Here is a 23,355-nt window from a genome sequence, read left to right as displayed (position 1 = left end):
AAACCGCTTCCCCATCAAACGGCCCTGCATGTCAACCAGACAAACCAATACCGTATCAATCTCGCCAGACGAAACCTCAGCCTTCAAATGCTCAAATGTCAGCATGCAATACCTCTGTGATATGCGAGAATTTTCGACGAAAATTCTTTGTCCCTGTAACGACCGGCCCGCGAAAGAACGGGCCGGTCCAGTGTTTTATCCGTAACGATAGGGCCGCCCGGCCTTGAGCATTTCGGCGTTGTAGCGCTTGAAGATATCCACGACCTTTGCCTTGGTCTCGGATTCCGCAGCAATTTCGTCCCAGAACTTAACAGCAGCTTCTTCAACCGTCGCCCACTCTTCATCCGGGATGGTCGTCAATTGCATCTTGGTACCGTTAACCCGCAGGTTGGCCTCGCCGCCCCAATACCACCACTGGCGGTAGTAGTGCGACTGGTCACAGCAGACCTTGAACAGAGTTTGCAGATCTTCCGGTAGCTCGTTCCAGCGATCCATATTGGCAAAGAAGTGGCCGGCCCAGGCCCCCGAAATATTGTTGGTTAGGAAGTAGTTAGTCACATCCGCCCAACCCACGGTGTAGTCTTCGGTGATGCCCGACCAGGCAATACCGTCCAACTCGCCGGTTTGGACGGCGACCTCGATATCCTCCCAAGGCAGGGTCACAGGAACCACGCCGAACTGCGACAGGAACCGGCCCGCTGTCGGGAAGGTAAAGATGCGCTTGCCCTTCATGTCCTCCAGTGAGTTGATCGGGTCCTTGGTGGCAAAATGGCACGGATCCCATGCGCCGGCGCTGATGTGTTTGACGCCGACCTTGGAATATTCCTCATCCCAGATCTCGTTCAGGCCCCACTGGTTGAACAGCACCGGCACGTCCAGCGAATAGCGCGAAGCGAACGGGAAGTAGCCGCCGAAAACAGTGACTTCGGTGGGCGAGGCCATCGAGTCATCATCCGATTGAACCGCGTCGATGGTTCCCTTCTGCATAGCGCGGAACAGCTCTCCGGTCGGGACCAGTTGATCGGCGTAGAATAGCTCGATCTGCATACGGTCACCGGCGATCTGGTTGAACATCTTAATAGCCGGGTCGATCACATGCTCGGCCAGTGCAGGACCGGCATATGTCTGCATCCGCCATGTGATCGTGCTTTGCGCCAGTGCAGGCGTTGCCAAAGGTGCCGCCGCAACCCCTACCCCCGCAGTTTTCAGAAACTTACGTCTTGTCGTCATGTCAATTTCCTCTCCGTTTAAGTTTGGGTGCCCGTGTGTCGGGCCTTCTGGTTAATTTCCGTAAACATACCCGGGCAGCCACAAGGCGATCTCGGGGAATATCATGATTATTGCGAGCGCCAGGATCATCACCCCGACAAAGGGCACGATTGAGCGGTAGATGTCGCGCAGGCTGATTTCTGGCGGAGCCATTGCGCGCATCAGGAACAGGTTGTAGCCGAAAGGCGGCGTCATATACGCGATCTGGGTGGTGATGGTGTAAAGTACACCGTACCAGATCAGATCGAAGCCAAGCGCCCCCACGAGCGGCACATAGAGCGGCGCCACGATGACGAGCATTGCGGTGTCGTCCAGGAACGTGCCCATGATGATAAAGCTGAGCTGCATCAGGATCAGGATCAGCCACGGTGACAGCCCCAACTGCTCGGTGAACAGGTTCTCGATGGCCTTGACCGCGCCCAGCCCGTCAAACACCGCGCCGAAGCCCAGCGCCGCAAGGATGATCCACATGAACATGCACGAGATGGCCAAGGTTTGCTTGGTACAGTCCTCGAAAATCTTCCACGTCATCCGACGTTTGAGGACAGACGCCACAAGCGCCGCCAACGCTCCGATGGCCGAACTTTCTACCAATGAGGTCCAACCATTCACGAACGGCAGCATCATCGCAGCGAAAATCATCAATGGCAGTGCCCCGGCCCAGAGCAGACGGAGTTTCTCGGACCTTGGGACCTCGTGCGCGTCTTCCATCGCTGGTCCCAGATGCGGTTGAAGCCGGCAACGAATCCAGATGTAGAGGATGAACAAAGACGCCATCAGCAGCCCCGGCACAATGCCTGCCAGCCAAAGTTGACCGACGGGTTGCCGCGCGATCATGGCATAAAGCACCAGAACTACCGAGGGCGGCACAAGGATGCCCAAGCTCGACCCGGCCTGAATGACCCCCGTCACCATGGTCTTGTCGTATCCGCGCCGCAGCAGTTCAGGCAGTGCAATCGTCGCCCCGATGGCCATACCTGCCACGCTAAGCCCGTTCATGGCCGAGACCAGCACCATCAGACCGATGGTGCCGATGGCAAGCCCACCGTTCACCGGCCCCATCCAGACGTGGAACATGCGATAGAGGTCATCGGCCAGACGACTTTCGCTCAGGACATAGCCCATGAAGATGAACATCGGCAGGGTCAGCAGCGGGTACCATTTCATCAGCTTCATCGCCGCCGAAAACGGAATGTCCTGCCCGCCTGTCCCCCAGAGCGCCAGTGCCGCAATGGCTGCGACGGCACCAATGGCACCAAAGACGCGCTGCCCGGTGAACAGCATCAGCATCATCGAAGCGAACATGAAGATTGCGATAAATTCCTGGCTCATGCCCGCGCTGCCCCGATCTCTTGCCCGTTGATCCGCGCAATGTCTTTGAAAAATTCTGATATCGCCTGCAGCAGCATCAGGAAGAAGCCGAAGACCATGATCGCCTTGACCGGCCAGATGTATGGCCGCCACGCGGTGGAGGATCGTTCAAGCCGTCCGACCTCTTCGCTGCCGGTCAGAAGGCCTGTGAAATAGGCGCCAGGCTCATCACCCCAATAGCCCAGGCTGTACGCCGTGGATCCAAGCCCACCGTAGAACAGTACACCCAGATAAAGGATCAGCAGCAGCACCGTGAAGGCATCGAACCAGGCTTTCCGGCGATGGCTCCAATTATGGTAAAACAGATCCATTCGCACGTTCGAACCCAGTTGGATCGAATACGGCCCCCCCATGATGTAATAAGTCACCATCGCAAACTGCGCCATTTCTAGCGTCCAGAGCGAAGGCAGAAAGAAGGTCTTCGAGATCGAGGACCACAGCAGGATACCCATCATCACGAACAGGCCCCACATCATGACCCGCCCGATCCGGTAGTTCACCGCATCGACCACACGCACATATGCTGACATAGCCTTGATCATTCGCCCACCCCGCTACAGAACGGAGCAATGGTACGATTGATCCACGGGGCCAGACAATCGGCCATGACCCGCTGCTGCTCGGCTGTCTGAATCAGATCATTCCGGATCTCGATCATGACGTTCAACAATCCGTTGGGCGCTGCGTGAAGATCCAAAGTGTGCGCCACCCCGTCTGCCGCCGAATAGGGTTCGTTCAATCGAGTAACCAGGGGCAGCTCGTGCGCGGCGCTGGCCAACATCGCCTTGGCAAAGCGGGCGTCCTGGCCATGCAGCAAACCAAGCTCAACATCGCGCGGCTTTCCGCGGTATATCGGCGTGAAACTATGAACCGTCACCATGAGTTTTAGCGTGCGGTGATGACGGATCAGAACATCCTCTAGCCCTTGGCAAAACGGTACATAAACGCCTTCGATCCGCTGCTGACGCGCATTGGCGCTCAGTTCAAGGTTCGCCGGGATCGGTGTGTCTTCACTGCATTCCGGCATAGCATCGGGGGCTTCGGGAGGGCGGTTGCAGTCATAAACCAGCCTCGACACCCCGCCATGCACCAGCACGCCGTTCAACTGCTGAGCCAGTGCCTGAGCAACCGGCAGCGCGCCCGGGTCCCACGCGATATGGCTGCGCAGTGCCTCGGCACTTAGCCCCATGTCCCCCAGTCCGTCCGGGATACGATGCGAGGCGTGTTCGCACACCACCACAACCGAAGGCTCTTCCGGCGCGTCGTCGATGTGAACGACAGGACCGAAATCAAGCTGAGCAGAGGTGAGAGTGGCGCTACGTGATTCCATTTGGAAAAAATTCCACAGAGGCTCTTAACCTGTCAATAAATTTCCTGTATAAAATTCCCCAAGCCAGATTGCATTGTCAAATTTTCCACATAAACATGGGTAGAAAGGGAAAGGAGTATTCCGTGCGAGTGACAGAAAGGCTCCTTGCGCATCGCGAAATGATGACACCGACCGAGCGGCAGTTGGTCAACGTGCTGCTGGATGATTACCCCATGGCAGGGCTTGGCAGCATTACCGAGCTGGCCAGTATCGCCTCGGTTTCCACCGCCACGGTTGCGCGGATGCTTCAGAAAACCGGCTTTGATGGCTATCCGCAGTTTCAGTCCGCGATACGCAGCGAAGTGAAAGAGATGATCTCGGGGCCCGTCGCCAAACGGGATGTCTGGCAGAATGACTTACCTGAAGAACACATTCTCAACCGCTACTCCCGCCAAGCGCTTGAGAACCAGCGGCGTTCGATTGATGAGGTCGACCCGGATGAGTTTGACAGTTTCTGCCGTATGCTTTGCGATCCCAAACGGCGTGTTTTCATCACCGGCGGACGCATAACCGGGACCCTGGCGCAATATCTCTACCTCCACCTGCAGATGATCCGTCCTGATGTGAAGCTGCTGTCAGATGCAGCGTCGTGGACTCACGATCTGCTCGAAGTGCGCGAAGGCGACGTGCTGGTGGCCTTGGATGTGCGGCGTTATGAGAACACTACTTTGTTGATCGGGCAGCTTTGCCATGAACGCGGGGCCGAGGTTGTCCTGCTGACGGATCAATGGCGATCCCCCATCCACCGGCTGGCGAAACACACCTTTGCGGTAAGGATCGCAGTGCCTTCGGCCTGGGATTCCATGACTTCGCTAATGGTGCTATTGGAATGCGCCATTGCCGAAATGCAGGAACGTCTCTGGGACAGTGTCAAGCAGCGCACGGACGAGTTAGAGCAGGCCTTTGACCGGACGAAGCTATTTCGCAAGTTCGGCCAAAGCTCGGGGTCCTGACGTCAGGTAGCGACGTTTCATAAGGTACAACTGCGCGTGAGCCCTGTTGTCAGACGCTGCGCAGACCGTACACTCCGGCGTATGACATTCATCGCTGAAAACCAATTACCTCTGCTGATACTGGCCTTTATGATCGGCCTGTTTGGCACAGGATTTCTGTTCCGCAAACCTGCAGCGCATCGGGCGTGGAAACTGGCGGATCTCGTCTGGGTCGTATTGGGTGGGATCGGTGCACTGGTCGCCGTGTTGGCCGGGCTTTACACCTCGGACAGTTCGCGGCTGGACCGTCAGATCGACGTTGCTTATGCCGCCACGCTTGCATTCGACCGTGATGCCGCGCGGTTTCGGCTGAGGTTCTGTGACCCCGCTTACGACCCGGATACAGCTGTTTTGTGCGAAAAGGTAGAGTTTCTGTCCGCCTCAACCGCAAGCAATGCCGATTTACCGTTGTTCATCGCGGTCACGAACGAAGTAGCCCCGCTTCAAGGCCTGCATTTTCTATTCGGCCGAACGTCGAGTGATGACATGGATGAGGCCCGCGAGATGGCCGCGAAAGCGGATGCCTTCAGCATCGATCAATTTCTCGTCTTCACATCTCTGGACGATGATACACAAACCGCAATTGACAACATGCGGCGCAAGGTGCCTGCGATTGCCGGTGATTATCTGATCCTGGCCCAAAGCTATGACGATCTGATCGAACAGGTCGGCAAGCTCAAGGATGAATGGGAATATCTGCAGGCGAATGCGCATATTTTGGTACTGCAGATCATTGCCCTATGTCTGGTAAGCTTTGCTGCACCGTTCCGTCTGGGCAAATCCATCGTTGAGCTACGCACAGCTTTCAACGCCGATACGACTGCGCCAGCAGATGCGGATCAGCCCCCAGAAAGTACCGCGCCAGAGTCCAAAGGTTCCGCGCGCCCCGCCGAAACCAACCCTGACGGATATAGCGTTCCGCACTCGTAACCGCGTCTGCTTTCAACAGCACCGGGCGCGGCAAAGCGCGGATCAAGGCGACATCCTCCATCAGTGGCTGATCTGGGAATCCTCCGACAGAGTCATAATCCCTGCGGCGTACCAACAGCCCCTGATCGCCGTAGGGCAAACCAAACACTCTGCTACGCAGGTTGGCCCAACCAGCAACCCAGCGGGCACCAATCGCGCTGACGCGAAACCGCAATCGGAAGGCTGCCGGCCTGTGCGAACGCAGATGCTCTGCCACGATGGCGCTCCAGCCTGACTGCAACTCGGTGTCGGCATGCAGGATCAGCAGCCAGTCGCCAGATGCTTTGGCACACCCCCTTTGCAACTGCCCTCCCCTTGACGCCGGACCTGTTACGATCATGGCTCCGGCTTCATCCGCCATCTCAAGTGTTGGGTCCTCTGAGCCGCCATCGGTCACGATTAACTCTCGGATCAGGCCTGAATGAAGCCCTTCCATCAAAGCCTGCAGCGTTCCCGGCAGGGAATGCCCCGAATTCAGGGTCGGAATCACGATGCTGATCGGGGCGGACACGTCTGAAACCCTCTGGTCATGGCGGCGCGATTTCCTATATCACGAAGCCAGACGAATTGACGAGGATCAACCCATGTCCAATCGCCGCATTCTGCGCCTGACCGGCAACGATACTGATAGCTTTCTGCAGGGGCTGATCACAAATGACGTGCAGCGGCTGGACGACGGGCTGGTCTACGCCGCCCTTCTGACTCCGCAGGGCAAGTACCTGGCTGACTTCTTTCTCAAACGAGACGGTGAGTCGGTGCTGCTGGATGTGGCCGAAGTGCTGGCCGACGGGCTTGCCAAACGACTGACGATGTACAAGCTGCGTGCAGATGTGACCATCGACCAGACCGACCTGAACGTACAACGCGGCACCGGCCCCGCGCCCGAAGGCGCCCTACCCGACCCGCGGCATCCTGATCTGGGATGGCGCGCTTATTCTACCGCTCCGGAAGGTGATGATGGTACGGACTGGGATGCTATCCGCGTCCGTCACTGTATCCCTGAAACCAGCATCGAACTGACGCCAGACAGCTATATTCTTGAGTCCGGGTTCGAGGCGCTGAATGGCTTGGACTTCAAGAAGGGCTGCTATGTCGGACAAGAGGTCACCGCGCGCATGAAGCACAAGACTGAGTTGCGCAAAGGTCTGCGCGTTGTCGAGATCGCGGGCACCGCTCCGGTCGGGACCGAGATTCACTCCAGTGGTAAACCCGCCGGGGTGTTGTTTACACAGTCTGGCGGAAAGGCGATCGCATACCTTCGGCTGGATCGCGCGGGGGACGAGATGCAGGCAGGTGGCGCGACGCTAAAACTGCCAGGTTGATTTTGTTGCTGAACCGGCACGCCCAATCTTTTGAAACTGTTTGCGTATTTGACGCGGCCGGGCCGCGCGGTATCACTGACTGCAATTGGCCTAACGGGATACGTGCATGTTTCGCCTCTATACCGCGATATGGCGTGTCAGCGCCGGACGGCAAATCATCCTTATTCTGCTGTCATTGGCGGTGGCTGCGCTGGCGGCTGCTCCGCTTGAGTTCCAGCGCGACATCGTCAATCACCTGACATCTGATAGCATCGAAGTGGATCGCCTGCTGTTGCTGGGCGCTGGGATGATGGGCGTCATCCTGTTGAGCCTTACGTTGAAATGGGTGCTCGGGTATCGCTCTGGAACGTTGGGCGAGGACATCATCCGACTGATCCGGGGACGGTTGCTTGCCCGATCAATCGATCTCAGCGAAGAGGGGCAAGACCTTCGTTCGGGCACGATGACAACGGCCGTATCTGCTGAGGCGGAAGAGCTGGGCAAGTTCGCAGGCGGTGCGTTTTCCGATCCTGTGGTGCAAATCGGCACATTGATCAGCGTGATCGGCTACATCTCTTCAACCCAACCGGGGCTGGGCTTGATCGCACTTTCCATGATCGTTCCGCAGATCATTATCGTTCTGGCCTCTCAGCGAAAAGTGAACATCTTCGTGGCCGAGCGTGTTCGAATCCTGCGCAGCGCGACCGACCGCTTGACGCACGAGGATATTGAGGCGGCATCGCGAGCGATTGAGAAACAGTTCGACGAGATATTCGAGACCCGCCGCAAGATGTTCATCTGGAAACTCTCGGCCAAGTTCCTGCTGAGTATCATCAATGGCGCAGGGACTGTTGGGATTCTGATGCTGGGCGGCTGGCTGGTGTTGCAGGGTAAAACCGATGTCGGCACCGTCGTGGCCGCGATAAGCGGTCTCGGACGCATTCAAGGCCCGACCGCTTTCTTGATCGCATTCTACCGACAGGTCAGCGCCAATCGCATCAAGTACGAACTGATGCTGGAGCTGTTTGGAGATCATCCCGAGCGCTATCGCATTCGGACCTAAAAAAGGGCCGCAGAGCGACCCTTTTGCACCGAACTATCGTCCGCTTACGCGCGTTCGGAATACTCCATGGTCTCGGTATTCACTACGATCATCTCATCCTGCCCGATAAAAGGCGGCACCATGACCTTGACGCCATTGTCCAGAACCGCTGGCTTAAACGAGTTCGCCGCAGTCTGACCCTTCACAACCGGCTCGGTCTCGACGATCTTGCAGGTCACTTTTTGGGGCAGCGTGGCGTTCAGCGCCTCGCTTTCGTAAAACTCCACAACGATAGTCATGCCGTCCTGCAGAAACGGGCGGCGCTCACCCAGCAGTTCCGAAGGCAGTTCGATCTGCTCGTAGGTCTCGGAGTCCATGAACACCAGCATGCCATCGGATTCGTACAGGAACTGCTGATCCTTCTGCTCAAGGCGCACGCGTTCGACTTTGTCGGCCGAACGGAAGCGTTCGTTCAGCTTTGAGCCATTGCGCAGGTTGCGCAGCTCAACCTGTGCAAAAGCGCCACCTTTGCCGGGCTTTACGTGATCAACTTTGACCGCCGCCCACAGTCCATCATTATGCTCAAGCACATTGCCGGGGCGAATTTCGTTCCCATTTATCTTGGGCATGACTTAAATCCTTCACAAACGGTTGATGCGTCAGTTCTCGTCCCTATATCTGGCGTGACCACACCTGACAAGACAACGAAACCTAGTGCTGCACCTGCAGCGAGCCATGCAAATGACGCAACGCAACTATGCATTTTAGGTGTATCCGAATCGCATGTAATAGGTCATAAGGACCGTCACGCCGAAAATTGCAAGAGCAAGAAAAACAGGAAAGACGAGATGAGAGATTTCGTTGACGGCACTGCCTTTAACAACGAACAAGGCAATCGTGCACGCAAACTTTTCGCAGCCGTTGTACTGGCTGCTCTGGATGATGCCATCGCCGACGACAAGAAGTATGGCAACGGACCGGAACAAATTGCCCGTTGGGCACGTTCGCGCGATGGGCGCGAAGTACTATCGTGCGCCGGCATCGACCCCAATGAGCGGGTTGTAGGCGGGCTGATGGAATTTGTTGGTCGCGGCGTACGGACGTCTGTCGCCCTGTCCCGCGAAGAAAGCGAACGCCGGAATGCGGCTCAGCAGGCCGAAGCTGCCTGATTGTTCCCCGCATCCGATTGAATAAACGCGCCCTGACATCGGGGCGCGTTTTTCTTTGGGCTGATTGGTCAGATCAAAAATACATGATCCATTGCCACGCCACCCAAAGCTCGGCCGCCAGTAACAGCGCAAAGAACAGTTTTGCCGAAACCGACAGGCCGCGCTGCCAAAGCACCACATAAGCGGCAATGCAAATCGTCACTGAGATCGGCGCGATCCAAGCCGCATGATGTGTGCTGTCCCAATAGCTGATCGGACTGTGAAAGACCCATGAACTGATCGGCCAGAACTGTGGTCGGCCATCGCCTGCGTGCAATAAGAAATCCATCACCAAATGAAGTATCCCTGCGGATGCGCCAATGGTCAGCAGGTACCAGCCGCGCCACAGCCCGAGTGCAAGTGCCACTCCCCACAAAATGAACGAGTTATCGATGGCGAATACGGTTTGCCACGCGGGTGAAAAGTAAAGCTGATCAAACACCACCTGTGCCGGGATGTTCAGGATGTGCAGCGAAACGCCGGCCATCAGGTATAGCGACAAATCCGGCAACAAGGATCCAAACAGAGCTGCCCATAGCGTCGCGCCCCGGGCCGGGCGCGCAAAAACAGCAGCACCGATCAAAAGATGCGCAGGCGTATTCATATGGGGCTTTTCCTTTGGCCTTAAATCAGGTCATCTGCGCCCGAGCATAGGAGACAGGCCATGGCGCGGTCCATCATGATTCAAGGCACCGGCAGCAATGTCGGCAAATCGGTTTTGGTGGCCGGGTTGGCCCGTGCCTATACGCGACGCGGGTTGCGCGTGGCTCCGTTCAAGCCGCAGAATATGTCGAACAACGCCGCTGTTACGGAAAACGGCGGCGAAATCGGGCGCGCGCAAGCCCTGCAGGCGCGGGCGGCCAAACGACCGACGCACACGGATATGAACCCAATCCTGCTCAAACCCGAAACTGATACCGGCGCGCAGATCATTCTTCAGGGCCAGCGCGCAGGTACAATGAAGGCGGGCGATTATCGCAAGGACAAGTCTAAACTGCTAGGGGCGGCTCTGGAAAGCTTTGAAAGGCTTTGCTGCGACGCTGATCTGGTGTTGATCGAAGGCGCGGGCAGTCCGGCAGAAACTAATCTGCGCAAGGGTGACATCGCCAATATGGGATTTGCCTGTGCCGCACAGGTTCCGGTGGTTCTGGTGGGCGACATTCATCGGGGTGGCGTGATCGCTCAGATCGTGGGGACGCAAGCCGTCTTGGAGGCCGGGGACCTTGCGATGATCCGGGGTTTTGCCATCAACCGCTTCAAAGGCGATGTCTCCCTGTTCGATGAAGGGCGCGACGATATCGCATCCCGGACCGGCTGGCCCTGTATGGGCGTGGTGCCCTGGTTCCATGATGCATGGAAGCTGCCGGCAGAAGACATGATGGACATCCGCTCTCATACCGGAGGGGCATGCAAGATCGCTGTGCCTCAGCTTGAGCGGATGGCCAATTTCGACGATCTCGACCCGCTTTCCGCCGAACCGGGCGTTACGGTCGAGATCATTCCAGCAGGCCGTCCCCTGCCCGGAGATGCCGATCTGGCGCTGTTGCCGGGCAGCAAGTCTACAATCGGCGATCTGGCCTATTTCCGGGCGCAGGGCTGGGATATCGACCTTTATGCCCATGTCCGCCGCGGGGGTCATGTTCTGGGCCTGTGCGGGGGTTATCAGATGCTGGGCAAAACCATCTCGGACCCCGATGGCGTCGATGGACGCCCCGGTCAGGTCGAAGGGTTGGGATTGCTGGATGTCAGCACGACAATGGTCGGAGAAAAGCAGGTTATCCTGCGCTCAGCAACCGCCCTGCCCGGTCATGAACCCGTCAGCGGATATGAGATCCACATGGGCCGTACTGATGGCTCGGATTGCGCTCGGGCCTGGCTGCAGATCGAAGGTCGCCCGGAAGGTGCCGCCAGCGCCAATGGGCGCATACGCGGCAGCTATCTGCATGGGATTTTCAGTTCGGACGCGTTTCGCGCCAGCTATCTGGCAGAACTTGGCGTGAAATCGGAAACAGCTTACGAAGACGGCGTCGAACAAGTGCTGGATGACCTTGCCGACCATCTGGAACAGCATATGGATCTGGATCTGCTTCTCGCGATGGCGCAGACGCCACGCACCAGTTAAGCCTCAGTCAGTATCCGCTGAGGCGATCGCCCGCGTGATCTCACGCCGAACCATCTTGCGCAGGTTTTTCGTGATCCGTTCGCCCAGCGCGCCCTGCAGCTCTTCCCGGACGATCTGGGCGACGAGTTCGCGCAATTCCTCTTCTCCGATTGTCACATCGGTCGGCTTCTGTGCCATATCTTCCACCACCTCCGGGTCGCGAATAAATGTGGCTTCGGATTTTGGTTCAGCCGCCTGAGACTGCGCAAAAGCTCTGTCTGCCGGCCATTCAACAGCCTGCGTCTTGGTGCCAGAGTAGTCGTCATCGCTCTCGCCATCGGGCTCCCACTGATCCTCGGTGCGCGCGATAGCAGCTTCCAAAGCTTCAATCTTGGCGCTGAGGCTTCCCGCTAGGTCGCGCTTTGGTGCGTCTGCCTTGGCGTCGACATCACCAGCGCGCACAATATCGCTGGGTTGCAGCCGCATCGGTTCGGCAGGGTTGCTTGGCGCATTTGCGGCCTGCTTTGGGGTACTGTCACCCGCGCTATGCTGGGGCATCAGTTTCAAGGGCCGGGCCTTCTTGGCGATCAGCGGTTCATTGCTGACGCGCAGCGCATCCGTTAAAACCAATCGGCCCGGCTTAGCAGCCGGGGCCGTCGGAACAAAGATGAATTCTGATTCGTCATGCGCGTCCTCCTCGACCATTCGCTTAACCGACGAAAGAACGTCCTGAATATTGGCGCTTACAACACGATCTGACATTATTTTCTACCGCTCTAACCTAGGCCCGATTGTAGCCAATCCGAGCCAGCGCCACAACAGGTAGCGATGCCCTTTAATCGCGGCGCAATGCCTTGAGCACTCGATCCAGATCGCGGCTTTGCTTACTGACCTGCGACGGCGCCTTTTTCACGAGGTTGTAATACAGGGTCGGATCATAGATCTGCACTGCAAGACCCAAACGTTCTGCCGTCAACAGCCCCTGGGCTTGCAGCAGTTCATATGCCGCCCGAGACCGCTCGGTCCGGGATGCTACCTCGGCCAATTGCGCGTCCAGCAAATCCTGCTGGGCATTCAGGACGTCCAACGTCGTCCGTGCACCCAACGTTGCTTCTTCACGAATACCGTCAAACGCCACCTGCGAAGCACGAACCCGTTCTGTTGACGCCCGCAGGCTTGCAGTTGCCGCCTGAAACGCAGCATAGCGATCGGCAACACCTTGTGTGATGTCTTTCTGAACGTTCAGAAGGTTGGCACGCGACGCATCACGAGTTGCCATCGCACGACGCACCGCTGCCGCCAGACCGCCACCGGAATAGATCGGCTGATTGAAGTTCAGTGAGATCGTCGCATCGTTGATGTAATCGTCATTGTCGTAGCTCTCGGTAATGCCCGCATCCGCATTCAGGCTGACATTCGGACCCAGATTTGCACGCTGCTGCTGCACGATCAGGTCCAGCGCACGCACCTGATGCTGTGCGGAAAGAATCGCAGGGTGGTTACGCTGAGCCAAATTCACCGCATCCGCCTCTGAACGCGGCAGGTTGGGCAGCCTTGGCTGGCCAGCCGTCCGCCCAGGTGTCTTGCCAACGGCGTTTACGTATTCAGCCTGAGCAATGCTCAGGTTACCACGTGCGACCGCCAAATCAGCCTGAGAGCTGGCCAATTGTGCCTCGGACAGGGCAACGTCTGTACGTGTAACCTCACCTACTTCAAAGCGATCCTGCGATGCGCGCAGTTCTTCCGCCGACACTTCCACGTTGTTCTGGCGGATCGCAACCGTCTCTTCCTGCAGCAGAACACCCAGATAGGCGTTCGCGGCTCTGATCAGGATTTGTTGTTCAATATCAATAAGAGACTGACGGGTGGATAGCACAGTTTCCTGCGCCGATTGCTTGCCAAGGATGGAAGCGCCACCATCATAGATCAACTGGCTCAGCGTGAGACCGGAAAAAAAGCTCGAAGGCTCGCGCGTCGTGATCAAGCTGCTCGTGTTGGTGCGCGTGTAATCCCGGCTCACCCGCACGGTCCAGTTGATGATCGGACGCAGCGCTGAGAGCGCAATGGCGACATCTTCATCCGCTGCGCGTAACAAGGCACGGTTCTGCTCAAGCAGGCCGCTGGTGTTATACGCGCCGATGAATGCATCGGTCAGATTATCTGCCCAAACCGACCTTCCGGGCATCACACTTAATGCAACACCAGCAGCCAAAGTCAGGCCTTTGACCAGCTTTCCTGTCGTCGTCCCGCGCATAACTAAGTCCTCTCAAATCGAAATTACGCAACCACCAGCGCAGTTTGCGCCGGTGTTTTCAAGTAATCAAGGCATCAAAATACTTCTATTGCCAACTATAGCGAAAATGCACACTCAGCGCAAAATGCGGGCAAAATCGGTGCGCTAGCATTGAACGCAAATCGCCACGAGACACGGCCTGAGGACTTGAGACCCATACGAACCGTGCCAAGATCACCCTCCATGAACAGGCAAATGATCCGGCCCCCATCCTTGAGTTGATCCAGCAAAGTGTCTGAAAGCTGCTCGACCCCACCCTGAATCATGATCACATCGTAGGGTCCATGCTCAACCGCGCCTTGTTCAAGCGGTCCTTCATGAACAATGGCGTTGTCTACATCAGCTTCCATCAGAAGCGTCTGAGCTTCAGCCGCCAATGCCGGGTCGGATTCCACTGCCACAACCAACTCTGCCATTCGCGCGGCAATTGCGGTTGAGTAACCCAGCCCAGGCGCGATATCCAGCACCACTTCATCATTGGAAATGTTGACTGCGTCCAACATCTTAGCCAGCGTCCTGGGCTCAAGCAGACAACTTCCATCACCCAACTCGACCAGATCACCAACATAGGCTGCCTCACGTTGCGCATCCGGCACGAAATTTTCGCGCGCAACGCTCAGCATCGCATCAATGATAGGGAACTTGGTCACATCCGAGGGCCTGACCTGAGTATCAACCATCGTAAGGCGCCGGGCTGCGAAATCTGTCATGTGATCGCTCATTCCTTATCAGACTGTTATCTGGCTTTTGCCACATCCGCCTGCCTGCAGCAACGGGCCAGATTGCATTTCCGGGCGCGGCAAAAACGTACCATTGGGGTATTGTCAAATTTCCAAACAAGACAGAAATAATCGCCCTCAAGGCTATGGACGTTCATCCTGAAAGCTGATAGAACGCCCCTCACACCACGGCAAGTTATTGATATTGCTTAAAAAGGCGAGTTGGCGGAGTGGTGACGCAGCGGATTGCAAATCCGTGTACACCGGTTCGATTCCGGTACTCGCCTCCAATTCACTCTAGATCCTTGACTTAGGGCGATTACGTTTTCCGCCTTGTGCGCATTTTCCTGGAAAACGACAACACACTATGCCAGTCCTAACTGTGTCAGCTGCGACGTCACTTCACCCAAATTATCCAGCTCCTGTACTACGCAGTTCTAGACGGTGTTGGCTGCAAAGCGAAGGCGCAGGCGACAAACTATGTCGCTGTGTTTCAGAATCCGGATAAAAGGAATCCGAAGCCATGAGGAACGACAGGCGGCATACCTCAACTTCAATCGCCTAGATAAGTCCAGCGGTAGTGGGGTGGCGTAGGGCCTTTGTTGCGTCCGCCTTGCTGGGTCTGCTCCCAGGCATGGGCCAGAATGCCGACCGACCGCGAAAGGCAAAATAAGCCTCGTGCCAATGGCGGGGCAAAGCCTAGCTCTGCATAGATCACTGCCGTGACACCATCGATATTCATCGGCACCGGCTTGCCTTTCCGGCGCATCAGGTCGGTTTCCACGGCTTGCCCGACTTTCATGAACCGACCTTCGCAGGCGTCCTGTTCGACTGCATCAGCAACCAGGGCCATCAGCCGGGGTGCGCGCGGGTCCGTCGGTGTATGGAACCGATGCCCGAAACCCGGCAGTATCTTCCCGCGTTCGGCGATCCAGTCGTCCAATGCCTGTTCTGGGCCTTCGGCATGGGCGTCTACAAAGTGATAAAGCTCCATCGCCTGCTCGCCGGCACCACCATGGATGTCACCCAGCATGTTAACAGCACTCGCCATCGCGTTGTTAAGAGACAGCCCGCAGGTCACCGCCATTCGTGCAGCCGCGATCGAGGGGGCTTGCGGGCCGTGATCCACGGCGGCGACCAAAGCGGCCTCGAACAATCGAGCCTGCGCAGGTGTCGGTCTGTCACCCCGCACCATCAACCAAATCATTTCAGCGAAACCCAGATTGCCGATCAGGTCTTGAATCGGCTGGCCACGCAGTTCAATGCGCCCGGGCTCCATATCGATGATGGCGGTGCGCCACCAATCGGCAACATCGCTCATATCACCCTCTCATGTCGCAACGTTTCGATCTCTGCGTCCGACAGTCCAAGCTCGGCCCAAATCGAGAGGTTGTCGGCCCCAAGATCCGGTGGTGCGGATCGTGGCATGCAGCGTGCGCCATCAATGACCACTGGGCTGCCCGCAAGGCGTAACCTCTCTCCGTGCGCCGACAGAGTTCCAATCAGCCCGCGACCTGAGAGTTGATCGTCGGACAAAGCCTGCGGCACCGTCATAACCGGCCCGGCCGGTACACCCAACGCATTCAACTCTTGGACCCAATCACTGGATGGACGGGTAGAAAGCGTGCGTTCCAGCTCTTGACGCAATTCATGCCGGTTGGTCTTGCGATCCTCGCGGGTTAGGTAGTCCGGATGCGTCAAAAGGTCGGCGCGGCCCAGATGTTGGGCGAGCGCATGCCATTGTTCGTCGCGATTGGCGGCGATATTTATAGGGTTGTCGGATGTGGCGAAAGTTCCGGACGGGGCCGAGGTTGTGTTTTCGTTCCCATGCGGCGCAGGAGTCACGCCACCGACCAGATAGTTGGACACCACCCACCCCATGGTCGAAACCACCGCCTCGTTCATTGCGACATCAAGGAATGCCCCGCGCGGGTTGGCATTCAAGGCCGCGCTTATGGCAAAGGCCGCCGTCATCCCGCCGACGGTATCTGCCAGAGGATAGCCGACTCGGTAAGGCGCGGTATCTGACGCACCTGTGATTGACATGACACCGCTGATCCCCTGCACGATCTGGTCATAGGCCGGGTCATCCCGGCGTGGTCCATCCTGACCAAACCCGCTGATGGCACAATAAATCAGTCTGGGGTTCTCGGCGCGCAGAACCTGATACCCCAGCCCAAGCCGGTCCATCACGCCGGGCCGGAAGTTCTCGACCAGCACATCGGCAGTCTTGACCAGCCGCTTGAGCAGAGCCTTTCCCCGATCAGCCTTCATATCCAAAGTCACGGATTTCTTGTCTGCATTCTGCGCCAGAAAGCTGATGCCCATGCCGGCCTTGTTCCGATCAGGATCCGCCCCCAGCACACGGGCCAGATCTCCGCTGCCGGGGCGTTCGACCTTGATCACTTCGGCCCCCATCAGGGCCAGTTGGTAGCAACAATACGGCCCGGCCAGGACATTAGTCAGGTCAAGAACCCGGATGCCTGAAAGTGGCTCAGTCGCCATCGGCCACGCCTGCCGCTCGCGCCTTGGCGCGACGTGCGCGGTAACTGGGCAACAGCACCAGAAGGAGGGCAATCACCAACAGGCCCAGCGTCATCGGACGTTCCCAGATAAAGGCGATGCCGTCATACAGCTGCATGGAACGGGCGAAGTTATCCTCCATCATGCCGCCAAGGATGAAACCGATCAGCAGCGGTGCCAGAGGGTAATCGGCAAATTTCAGTGCTGTGGCGCAGACGCCGAAGCCGACCAATATCAGCAGTTCCGTGGCATTGTTCTGCCCGATATAGGCCCCCATGAGGGTGAAGAACAAAATGAACGGGATCAGATAGTTGCGCGGTACTGCAAGCACCTTGGCGATATAGGGGATCAACGGCAGGTTCAGGATCAGCAGCACCAGATTGCCAATGAACATCGACATGATGACAGCCCAGAATACCTGTGGCTCGTCGATCATCAGGCGCGGACCCGGTGTCACATTCAGCGCGATCAGGGCGCCCAACAAAATGGCCGTAGTTCCGGAACCTGGAATGCCGAGCGTCAGCAACGGAACAAAGGAACCGGTACAGGCAGCATTGTTAGCTGTCTCGGGTGCTGCCAGACCTTTGATCGAGCCTTTGCCGAACTCCTCCTGCTCTTCTTTCGGGGCAATATTGCGTTCAACCGCATAGCCAAGGAAACTGGCAATCGTTGCCCCTGCCCCCGGAAGCACACCGATAAAGAAACCCTGCACAGATTGGCGACCAACCACCGGAGCGATGGCCTTTGCCTCGGATCCTGTGATGCGCAGGTCCTTGATTTCGCCTTCGTCGCCTTGCAGGTCCTTGGGTTTGAGAACCAAAAACAGCGCTTCGGGCAGGGCAAACATCGCCATTGCAAGCGTGATGAAACCAAAGCCGGACTGCAGATCCATGATCCCCATCGTGAAACGCGGCAAGTTGAACAGCGCGCCCTCGCCGACAGTGGCCATGATCAGCCCGAGAATGGTCATGACAATTGCCTTGGCCACCTGCCCGGTTCCCGCAAAGGCGGCGATGGCGGATAGACCCACTACCATCAAGGCAAAGTACTCAGCCGAGTGGAACAGCAGTGCGACCGAGGATAATGCAGGCGCAAAGACCATCAGCAGTAGCGCGCCTATCGTACCCCCGGCGAAACTGGCGATAGCGGCAACTGTGAGCGCCTTCCCGGCTTTGCCCTGACGAGCCATCGGATAGCCGTCGAAGCTTGAGGCCACGGTTCCCGCGACCCCCGGCGCGTTCAGAAGAATGGAAGATGTCGAGCCACCAAAGATCGCGCCGTAATAGACACCGGCAAGCAGGATCAATGCGGCGGACGGATCGCCCATCGAAATGGCGACCGGAATCATAATGGCGATGATCGACATCGGCCCAAGACCGGGCAGCATGCCGATGAATGTACCAATCAGACAGCCCGCTATGACCATCAACAAGTTTTGGATGGAGAATGCCGTTTGTAGGCCGATCAACAATCCTTCAAGCATGTCAGCCTCCGAAAACGCCCGGCAAGGGTCGCATGTAGATGCCAAGAACCTCTTGCACGAGGTACCAGACTGAACCTGTAGCGATTACGGCAACCGGCAGCATGACGTGCCATTTGCGTTCGCCCAGAATGAAAGAACCGAGGATCAGGAACCCGGATGTCGAGATCAGAAATCCAACCGGACGCAGGCACAGCGCATAGGCAACCATCAAAGCCAGTAACAGCAGCGCCTGGCCCAGGTGATATTCGCCCAGCCTCCGATAATCGATATCAGCCTCTTTGGGCTCAGCCTTTTCAAAGCCCAACAGAATAATCGTTGTGGCAATTATCCCCAAAATCGACAGCACCTTGGGAAAGGTGCTCGGCCAAATAGGGTTGCGCTGCATGAAGGGGGGCAGACTGCCATCCATCGTGAACCAGGCGGTGTAGCCATATGTCAGGCATATGCCCAGCAAAACGAGCGCGATCCAGCGATCCAGCGCCATGTTTCCCCCTCCTTTGATTTATTGTTGGTTGAGGCAGAGCGGTTGCCCGCTCTGCCCGAGGTATCCTTACAGGAAACCCAACTTTTTCATCAGATCGCCGATCTGCTTTTCCTGCTGTTCCAGGAACGATTGGAAATCAGCACCCGAGTTGTGGATGTTCACCCAACCGTTACGGGCGCGGACCTCTTCCCATTCAGGTGTGTCATACATCTTGGCGATGGCTTCTTGATAAGCGACCAGCTTGTCCTCGGGCAGGCCAGGAGCAGCAAAGAAGCCACGCCAGTTCACGAAAGTTGTGTCGATGCCCTGCTCTTTCATGGTCTGCGCATCAGGGGCTGCATCCACGCGCTCTTCCGCGGTGACGCCAATGATCTTCACCTCACCCGCATTCGCCAGATCGACAGCCTCCGAGAAACCGGTCGACAGCGCGGCAATCTCACCGGACAGAAGTGCGGCCATCGCTTTGCCACCTGCATCATAGGGGATGTACTTCACGCCCAAAGCGTCCTTGCCTGCCGCTTCCATAACCATCGCCGCGACCAGATGGTCCATCCCACCCGGCACAGAACCGCCGCCGATGGCCGTTGTACTTGGATCGGCGTCATACGCGGCTAGCAGGTCCGCCATTGAATTGATGGGGCTGTCTTTGCCCACAACAATCGCCGCGTAATCACCGATCGTGCCCGAGACCAGTGTCAGGTCGCGGAAATTGTGCGGGAACACTCCGGTCAGAGAGCGGATCACGATCGGGGTCGAGTTGACCATGAGCGTGCCGTGGTTGCTGTCGGCGTTTTCGATCAGATATCCGATGGCTTTACCACCGCCGCCGCCCGACATGTTTTCGTAGGATGCAGTTCCCACGAGACCCGCATTCGTCAGCGCCTCACCAGTGCCACGGGCCGTGCCGTCCCAGCCGCCTCCTGCGCCACCGGGGATCAGAAAGTGGATGCTATCTACGACCTCTTCAGCGAAAGTCGGTCCAGCCAGACCAATAGCGGTCACAGCCGCGATCAGGGCGCGACGGCCCAGTTTGATTGTCGTCATGAATTCCTCCCGTTTGACAACCGGCCGCAGTGCGGCTCAGATTATTCGAAACCTAAACACATCAACCTGACATCAACCTGTCATGGGTGAAATTACTATTGGATCCCGATGAAATTCCTCTTGGTCGAAGACAATCTGGACCTCGCCAATGCCATAAGTTCGCGCATGCGACTGGACGGGCATGTGGTTGATCACGCAGAGAAAATAGAAGATGCTGTGGCCTTTGTTGAAATCGATGAGTATGACCTGATCCTGCTGGACATCATGCTTCCCGACGGGGACGGGCGCGATTTCCTCAAACGGCATCGCGCCAGCCATCTGGACACACCTGTCATCGTTCTGACCGCCCGCAGTCAAGTGTCGGATCGAATCGGCTCACTCGATCTTGGGGCGGACGATTATGTCACCAAGCCCTTCGACCATGCCGAACTTGAGGCGCGCTGCCGCGCAGTGCTGAGACGCAAATCCGGCAAGACCAAAACGACGATTGAAATTGGCGGCGTCGTCTTTGATCCGGTTGCAGGTCATTTGACGGTGGGCGACGATATCGTCTCGCTTCGCAACCGCGAACTGCGCTTGTTGGAACTGCTGATCAACGCCCCCGGTCAGGTGTTTTCTAAGCAGAAGCTGGCGGACCGGTTGTTCTCCTACGACGACAATGTTTCGGACAATGCCATCGAGGTCTATGTCGGCCGACTGCGCAAGCATCTGGAAAAATCTGACCTCAGGATCACAACGCTGCGCGGTTTGGGTTACAGGCTGGATCATGGCAACTAATCCAAACGTTTCCGGATCACTGCGAAACCGTCTTGCGCTAACGCTAATCGGCGGTGCCGCGATTCTGGCCCTTGTGCTGTTCTTTGCTGTCCGCGACTATGCAGTTCAGGTTGCCCAGCAAGGTCAGGACAACATTCTGGGTGCCTCAGTCACCTCGATCCTCGACGCCGCGGCGCTGCGCGGAGGCGAGCTTGAAGTCGATATCCCCTATGCTGCCTTTTCAATGCTGAGCACGCCGTCGGACGACCGGGTGTTTTATGCGATCTTTCAGGATGGCGAGTTCCTGTCCGGCTACGAAGACCTGACCCCAACTCAAGGACCCGCTGATGGAAAATGGACCTTTCGCTTCGGTGAAGTGCGCGGTGAAAACGTTCGTCAGGTCAGTGCCAGCCGCACACTGGTTGGGCTGGGAAATCAGACAGAAATCGAAGTGGCCTTGGGACAGACCCAAGATGCGCTGTCGGAGACGCTGGATCAAATCTCACGCAATGCCGGCCTTTTGGGATTGGGGTTCTTTGTGCTTGCGGCCGTATTGTCCTTCTGGGTGAGTTCGGCCACCATCGGCCAGCTCGACAGATTAACGACATCCGTCACCCGTCGGGGACCGCAAGATCTCAGCCCATTCAAAAAACCAGTACCGCGTGAAATGGCGCCTTTGGTGTCATCGCTGAATTCGCTGATGGGACGCCTGGACCAGTCTCTCAGCCAATCCGAGGACTTTATCGCCGAGGCCGCCCATAGGGTCCGCACCCCGCTGGCAACGGTCAGGTCTTATGCCGAGGCGACGCTGCAACGGGTCGAGAGAGAAGACAACCGCGAGGCGTTGCGATCAATGATGCGCGCCATCGACGAAAGCTCTCGGGCCGCGGGGCAACTACTGGATCACGCCATGATCACATTCCGCGCCGACCATCTGGAGCGCGAGGATATCGATCTGGTGACTCTGATCCGTGAGCTTGTCCAGCGCTTGACGCCCATAGCCGAAATGAAGGACCTTTCGCTTGCTTTGACCGGCGATCCGCAGGTCATGTATTCGGGCGACCCCATCCTCATCCAAAATGCGGTGCGGAACATGGTAGACAATGCGCTTAAATATGCGCCAGCGGACAGTACCGTAGTCATCGATGTCGCAGGATCACCCACAGCCCGGATCACGGTCAGCGACCAGGGGCCAGGCTTTCCGCCCGATGAAATCGAAACGCTCACAAGACGTTTCGAACGTGGTCAGAACGCGGCAGGAACCATCGGATCGGGCCTCGGGCTAACCATTGCCCAGGACGTCGCGGTCGCCCATGGTGGCACGCTGGTACTGTCAAACAAAGCGGAGGGCGGCGCATGCGTTATCTTGTCACTCTGATCCTATGCCTGTTCGCCAGCGGCGCAGGGGCTCAGGATTGGGAAGACCGACAAATATTCAACGAAAGTGCCGACGGCCCCCGACTGCGGGTCATTTCCAGCACCGATACCGCCCTGTTTGCGCCGCTGATCGAGGATTTCGTCGCCCAGAATCCAGCGATATCGGTCGAATATCTGGTGACCGGCACGGCCGATATCGACCGACGCGTCCGAGCCACGCCAGAAGCGTTCGACGTTGTCGTTTCCAGCGCGATGGACCTGCAACTGAAGCTCGCGAATGACGGATATGCGCTGGCGCTTAACGATCTTCCGCACCCCCCTTGGGCGCAATGGCATCAAAGCCTGTTCGCCTTCACTTCGGAACCCGCAACCATCGTTGTCAACCGCACCGCGTTCGAAGGGCAACCAATGCCGCAAACGCGGCAGGAACTGATCGAAGCGCTGCGCGCCCGCCCGGATGATTTTCGGGGCAAAGTCGGTACTTATGACGTGCGCCAGTCGGGATTGGGCTATTTGTTCGCCACGCAGGACGCCCGCGCCTCGGAAACCTATTGGCGCTTGATGGAGGTTTTGGGCGGCCTGGATGTGCGGCTGTATTGTTGTTCGGGCGACATGATTAACGACCTGGCGGATGGTACAATCGCGGTGGCCTACAACGTGCTTGGCAGTTATGCGGCGGTACGAACAGAAGGAAAGGATGCCCTTCAGATCATTCTGCCTTCGGATTTTCAGACGACGATGATGCGAACCGCCATGGTAACTGGCAAAAGCCGCTTGCCGGAGGAAGCGGAAACCTTTGTCCGGCACCTGACCACGCTGAATCCGGAATCAATGGCAGCACTGCCACTTCTGGACACGCAGGACTCCACGACCGAAAGCGCAGCGATTGCGCTGGACCCTGCGCTGTTGACGTTCCTCGATACGCTGAAGCGCAGAAAGTTCCTGTCTGCCTGGGAAAGTGCCGCTATTCAAAGATGATCGGACTTAGACATCAACCCTATCCCTCATCGCTGAACTTGTTGCTTAACACTGTTGACGCTGGAAGACATCAGCC

At 57.3% G+C, this 23,355-nt stretch carries 23 protein-coding genes and 1 tRNA gene; 9 read left to right on the top strand and 15 right to left on the bottom strand.

Features of this window, described 5'->3' with window-relative positions:
• Window positions 1–195: 195 nt before the first annotated feature.
• The 4 genes from ACR0NE_RS11145 to ACR0NE_RS11130 are packed head-to-tail and all read right to left on the bottom strand — an operon-like array spanning window position 196 to window position 3,970.
• On the bottom strand, window positions 196–1,230 hold the full coding sequence (locus ACR0NE_RS11145) for a TRAP transporter substrate-binding protein (RefSeq protein WP_170391784.1): 1,035 nt from the start codon (window positions 1,228–1,230) through the stop codon (window positions 196–198).
• Window positions 1,231–1,281: 51 nt separating this feature from the next.
• Window positions 1,282–2,601: a TRAP transporter large permease gene (locus tag ACR0NE_RS11140; protein WP_170391787.1), complete on the bottom strand. Its 1,320-nt coding sequence runs from the start codon at window positions 2,599–2,601 to the stop codon at window positions 1,282–1,284.
• Window positions 2,598–3,182, bottom strand: coding sequence for a TRAP transporter small permease subunit (locus ACR0NE_RS11135; RefSeq protein ID WP_170594906.1), 585 nt, complete (start codon window positions 3,180–3,182; stop codon window positions 2,598–2,600). The genes ACR0NE_RS11140 and ACR0NE_RS11135 overlap by 4 nt, the downstream gene beginning before the upstream one ends.
• Window positions 3,179–3,970 carry an N-formylglutamate amidohydrolase gene (locus ACR0NE_RS11130; RefSeq protein WP_170594904.1) on the bottom strand — a complete coding sequence of 264 codons (792 nt, stop codon included), beginning with the start codon at window positions 3,968–3,970 and terminating at the stop codon, window positions 3,179–3,181. Before ACR0NE_RS11130 ends, ACR0NE_RS11135 begins: the two co-directional genes overlap by 4 nt.
• A 128-nt stretch (window positions 3,971–4,098) precedes the next feature.
• On the opposite strand from ACR0NE_RS11130, the gene ACR0NE_RS11125 reads away from it, so the two are divergent.
• Window positions 4,099–4,962 carry a MurR/RpiR family transcriptional regulator gene (locus ACR0NE_RS11125; RefSeq protein WP_255611699.1) on the top strand — a complete coding sequence of 288 codons (864 nt, stop codon included), beginning with the start codon at window positions 4,099–4,101 and terminating at the stop codon, window positions 4,960–4,962.
• An 844-nt stretch (window positions 4,963–5,806) separates the two neighbouring features.
• On the opposite strand, the gene ACR0NE_RS11120 is transcribed toward ACR0NE_RS11125, so the two are convergent.
• Window positions 5,807–6,481 (bottom strand): TIGR04283 family arsenosugar biosynthesis glycosyltransferase, encoded by a 675-nt coding sequence (locus ACR0NE_RS11120; protein ID WP_170594902.1) that lies wholly within the window; start codon window positions 6,479–6,481, stop codon window positions 5,807–5,809.
• 73 nt (window positions 6,482–6,554) lie between these two features.
• On the opposite strand from ACR0NE_RS11120, the gene ygfZ reads away from it, so the two are divergent.
• Together ygfZ and ACR0NE_RS11110 are read left to right on the top strand one after the other, a co-directional pair.
• Window positions 6,555–7,292: a CAF17-like 4Fe-4S cluster assembly/insertion protein YgfZ gene (gene ygfZ, locus ACR0NE_RS11115; RefSeq protein WP_170594900.1), complete on the top strand. Its 738-nt coding sequence runs from the start codon at window positions 6,555–6,557 to the stop codon at window positions 7,290–7,292.
• Window positions 7,293–7,398: 106 nt separating this feature from the next.
• Complete coding sequence (locus tag ACR0NE_RS11110) at window positions 7,399–8,334, top strand: ABC transporter transmembrane domain-containing protein (protein ID WP_170594898.1); 936 nt, start codon at window positions 7,399–7,401, stop codon at window positions 8,332–8,334.
• A 44-nt stretch (window positions 8,335–8,378) separates the two neighbouring features.
• Here ACR0NE_RS11110 and efp read toward each other — a convergent pair whose 3' ends face one another.
• Window positions 8,379–8,942, bottom strand: coding sequence for an elongation factor P (gene efp / locus ACR0NE_RS11105; protein WP_170391801.1), 564 nt, complete (start codon window positions 8,940–8,942; stop codon window positions 8,379–8,381).
• 219 nt (window positions 8,943–9,161) lie between these two features.
• Between efp and ACR0NE_RS11100 the strand changes: the two genes are divergently transcribed.
• Entirely contained in the window at window positions 9,162–9,482 is a 321-nt protein-coding gene (locus ACR0NE_RS11100; protein ID WP_008757056.1) for a DUF6280 family protein, read from the top strand.
• Window positions 9,483–9,555: 73 nt separating this feature from the next.
• Here ACR0NE_RS11100 and ACR0NE_RS11095 read toward each other — a convergent pair whose 3' ends face one another.
• The gene (locus tag ACR0NE_RS11095) at window positions 9,556–10,125 is read right to left on the bottom strand and encodes a cobalamin biosynthesis protein CobQ (RefSeq protein ID WP_170594896.1); all 570 of its coding nucleotides are present in this window, start codon (window positions 10,123–10,125) and stop codon (window positions 9,556–9,558) included.
• Window positions 10,126–10,185: 60 nt separating this feature from the next.
• Here ACR0NE_RS11095 and ACR0NE_RS11090 point away from each other — a divergent pair, with 60 nt between their 5' ends.
• The gene (locus ACR0NE_RS11090; RefSeq protein WP_170594894.1) at window positions 10,186–11,643 is read left to right on the top strand and encodes a cobyric acid synthase; all 1,458 of its coding nucleotides are present in this window, start codon (window positions 10,186–10,188) and stop codon (window positions 11,641–11,643) included.
• 3 nt (window positions 11,644–11,646) lie between these two features.
• Here ACR0NE_RS11090 and ACR0NE_RS11085 read toward each other — a convergent pair whose 3' ends face one another.
• The 3 genes from ACR0NE_RS11085 to ACR0NE_RS11075 form a co-directional block, all read right to left on the bottom strand.
• Complete coding sequence (locus ACR0NE_RS11085) at window positions 11,647–12,384, bottom strand: hypothetical protein (RefSeq protein ID WP_170594892.1); 738 nt, start codon at window positions 12,382–12,384, stop codon at window positions 11,647–11,649.
• A 73-nt stretch (window positions 12,385–12,457) separates the two neighbouring features.
• The gene (locus ACR0NE_RS11080) at window positions 12,458–13,876 is read right to left on the bottom strand and encodes a TolC family outer membrane protein (RefSeq protein ID WP_170391809.1); all 1,419 of its coding nucleotides are present in this window, start codon (window positions 13,874–13,876) and stop codon (window positions 12,458–12,460) included.
• Window positions 13,877–13,971: 95 nt separating this feature from the next.
• On the bottom strand, window positions 13,972–14,625 hold the full coding sequence (locus ACR0NE_RS11075; protein ID WP_170594890.1) for a protein-L-isoaspartate O-methyltransferase family protein: 654 nt from the start codon (window positions 14,623–14,625) through the stop codon (window positions 13,972–13,974).
• Window positions 14,626–14,850: 225 nt separating this feature from the next.
• Here ACR0NE_RS11075 and ACR0NE_RS11070 point away from each other — a divergent pair.
• Window positions 14,851–14,924 (top strand) — tRNA-Cys (locus ACR0NE_RS11070).
• A gap of 263 nt (window positions 14,925–15,187) precedes the next feature.
• Here the strand turns inward: ACR0NE_RS11070 and ACR0NE_RS11065 are convergent.
• The 5 genes from ACR0NE_RS11065 to ACR0NE_RS11045 all read right to left on the bottom strand — a co-directional run bounded on the left by ACR0NE_RS11065 (window position 15,188) and on the right by ACR0NE_RS11045 (window position 20,168).
• Window positions 15,188–15,955, bottom strand: a complete 768-nt coding sequence (locus tag ACR0NE_RS11065; RefSeq protein WP_170420960.1) for a citryl-CoA lyase — start codon at window positions 15,953–15,955, stop codon at window positions 15,188–15,190.
• Complete coding sequence (locus ACR0NE_RS11060; RefSeq protein WP_170594888.1) at window positions 15,952–17,139, bottom strand: CoA transferase; 1,188 nt, start codon at window positions 17,137–17,139, stop codon at window positions 15,952–15,954. The genes ACR0NE_RS11065 and ACR0NE_RS11060 overlap by 4 nt, the downstream gene beginning before the upstream one ends.
• Window positions 17,129–18,640, bottom strand: a complete 1,512-nt coding sequence (locus ACR0NE_RS11055; protein ID WP_170391820.1) for a tripartite tricarboxylate transporter permease — start codon at window positions 18,638–18,640, stop codon at window positions 17,129–17,131. Before ACR0NE_RS11055 ends, ACR0NE_RS11060 begins: the two co-directional genes overlap by 11 nt.
• A 1-nt stretch (window position 18,641) precedes the next feature.
• The gene (locus tag ACR0NE_RS11050) at window positions 18,642–19,124 is read right to left on the bottom strand and encodes a tripartite tricarboxylate transporter TctB family protein (protein ID WP_170401217.1); all 483 of its coding nucleotides are present in this window, start codon (window positions 19,122–19,124) and stop codon (window positions 18,642–18,644) included.
• Window positions 19,125–19,190: 66 nt separating this feature from the next.
• Window positions 19,191–20,168, bottom strand: coding sequence for a tripartite tricarboxylate transporter substrate-binding protein (locus ACR0NE_RS11045; RefSeq protein WP_170391824.1), 978 nt, complete (start codon window positions 20,166–20,168; stop codon window positions 19,191–19,193).
• 108 nt (window positions 20,169–20,276) lie between these two features.
• Here ACR0NE_RS11045 and ACR0NE_RS11040 point away from each other — a divergent pair, with 108 nt between their 5' ends.
• Genes ACR0NE_RS11040 through ACR0NE_RS11030 form a run of 3 tightly spaced genes read left to right on the top strand, consistent with a single transcriptional unit; the run spans window position 20,277 to window position 23,279 of the window.
• On the top strand, window positions 20,277–20,945 hold the full coding sequence (locus ACR0NE_RS11040) for a response regulator transcription factor (RefSeq protein WP_170420955.1): 669 nt from the start codon (window positions 20,277–20,279) through the stop codon (window positions 20,943–20,945).
• The gene (locus ACR0NE_RS11035; RefSeq protein WP_170391829.1) at window positions 20,935–22,302 is read left to right on the top strand and encodes a sensor histidine kinase; all 1,368 of its coding nucleotides are present in this window, start codon (window positions 20,935–20,937) and stop codon (window positions 22,300–22,302) included. Before ACR0NE_RS11040 ends, ACR0NE_RS11035 begins: the two co-directional genes overlap by 11 nt.
• Window positions 22,281–23,279, top strand: coding sequence for an ABC transporter substrate-binding protein (locus ACR0NE_RS11030; protein ID WP_170512179.1), 999 nt, complete (start codon window positions 22,281–22,283; stop codon window positions 23,277–23,279). Before ACR0NE_RS11035 ends, ACR0NE_RS11030 begins: the two co-directional genes overlap by 22 nt.
• Window positions 23,280–23,355: the final 76 nt, after the last annotated feature.

It is taken from the genome of Ruegeria sp. C9 (assembly GCF_056537585.1).
Note: the sequence above shows the minus strand (reverse complement) of the source record. Positions and strands in the feature narration are given on the sequence as shown.

What these genes read in the sequence shown, in the direction of transcription:
- ACR0NE_RS11145 (WP_170391784.1), bottom strand. Translation starts at nt 1,230, where the DNA reads ATGACGACAAGACGTAAGTTTCTGAAAACTGCGGGGGTAGGGGTTGCG.
- ACR0NE_RS11140 (WP_170391787.1), bottom strand. Translation starts at nt 2,601, where the DNA reads ATGAGCCAGGAATTTATCGCAATCTTCATGTTCGCTTCGATGATGCTG.
- ACR0NE_RS11135 (WP_170594906.1), bottom strand. Translation starts at nt 3,182, where the DNA reads ATGATCAAGGCTATGTCAGCATATGTGCGTGTGGTCGATGCGGTGAAC.
- ACR0NE_RS11130 (WP_170594904.1), bottom strand. Translation starts at nt 3,970, where the DNA reads ATGGAATCACGTAGCGCCACTCTCACCTCTGCTCAGCTTGATTTCGGT.
- ygfZ (WP_170594900.1), top strand. Translation starts at nt 6,555, where the DNA reads ATGTCCAATCGCCGCATTCTGCGCCTGACCGGCAACGATACTGATAGC.
- ACR0NE_RS11110 (WP_170594898.1), top strand. Translation starts at nt 7,399, where the DNA reads ATGTTTCGCCTCTATACCGCGATATGGCGTGTCAGCGCCGGACGGCAA.
- efp (WP_170391801.1), bottom strand. Translation starts at nt 8,942, where the DNA reads ATGCCCAAGATAAATGGGAACGAAATTCGCCCCGGCAATGTGCTTGAG.
- ACR0NE_RS11100 (WP_008757056.1), top strand. Translation starts at nt 9,162, where the DNA reads ATGAGAGATTTCGTTGACGGCACTGCCTTTAACAACGAACAAGGCAAT.
- ACR0NE_RS11095 (WP_170594896.1), bottom strand. Translation starts at nt 10,125, where the DNA reads ATGAATACGCCTGCGCATCTTTTGATCGGTGCTGCTGTTTTTGCGCGC.
- ACR0NE_RS11090 (WP_170594894.1), top strand. Translation starts at nt 10,186, where the DNA reads ATGGCGCGGTCCATCATGATTCAAGGCACCGGCAGCAATGTCGGCAAA.
- ACR0NE_RS11085 (WP_170594892.1), bottom strand. Translation starts at nt 12,384, where the DNA reads ATGTCAGATCGTGTTGTAAGCGCCAATATTCAGGACGTTCTTTCGTCG.
- ACR0NE_RS11080 (WP_170391809.1), bottom strand. Translation starts at nt 13,876, where the DNA reads ATGCGCGGGACGACGACAGGAAAGCTGGTCAAAGGCCTGACTTTGGCT.
- ACR0NE_RS11075 (WP_170594890.1), bottom strand. Translation starts at nt 14,625, where the DNA reads ATGACAGATTTCGCAGCCCGGCGCCTTACGATGGTTGATACTCAGGTC.
- ACR0NE_RS11065 (WP_170420960.1), bottom strand. Translation starts at nt 15,955, where the DNA reads ATGAGCGATGTTGCCGATTGGTGGCGCACCGCCATCATCGATATGGAG.
- ACR0NE_RS11060 (WP_170594888.1), bottom strand. Translation starts at nt 17,139, where the DNA reads ATGGCGACTGAGCCACTTTCAGGCATCCGGGTTCTTGACCTGACTAAT.
- ACR0NE_RS11055 (WP_170391820.1), bottom strand. Translation starts at nt 18,640, where the DNA reads ATGCTTGAAGGATTGTTGATCGGCCTACAAACGGCATTCTCCATCCAA.
- ACR0NE_RS11050 (WP_170401217.1), bottom strand. Translation starts at nt 19,124, where the DNA reads ATGGCGCTGGATCGCTGGATCGCGCTCGTTTTGCTGGGCATATGCCTG.
- ACR0NE_RS11045 (WP_170391824.1), bottom strand. Translation starts at nt 20,168, where the DNA reads ATGACGACAATCAAACTGGGCCGTCGCGCCCTGATCGCGGCTGTGACC.
- ACR0NE_RS11040 (WP_170420955.1), top strand. Translation starts at nt 20,277, where the DNA reads ATGAAATTCCTCTTGGTCGAAGACAATCTGGACCTCGCCAATGCCATA.
- ACR0NE_RS11035 (WP_170391829.1), top strand. Translation starts at nt 20,935, where the DNA reads ATGGCAACTAATCCAAACGTTTCCGGATCACTGCGAAACCGTCTTGCG.
- ACR0NE_RS11030 (WP_170512179.1), top strand. Translation starts at nt 22,281, where the DNA reads ATGCGTTATCTTGTCACTCTGATCCTATGCCTGTTCGCCAGCGGCGCA.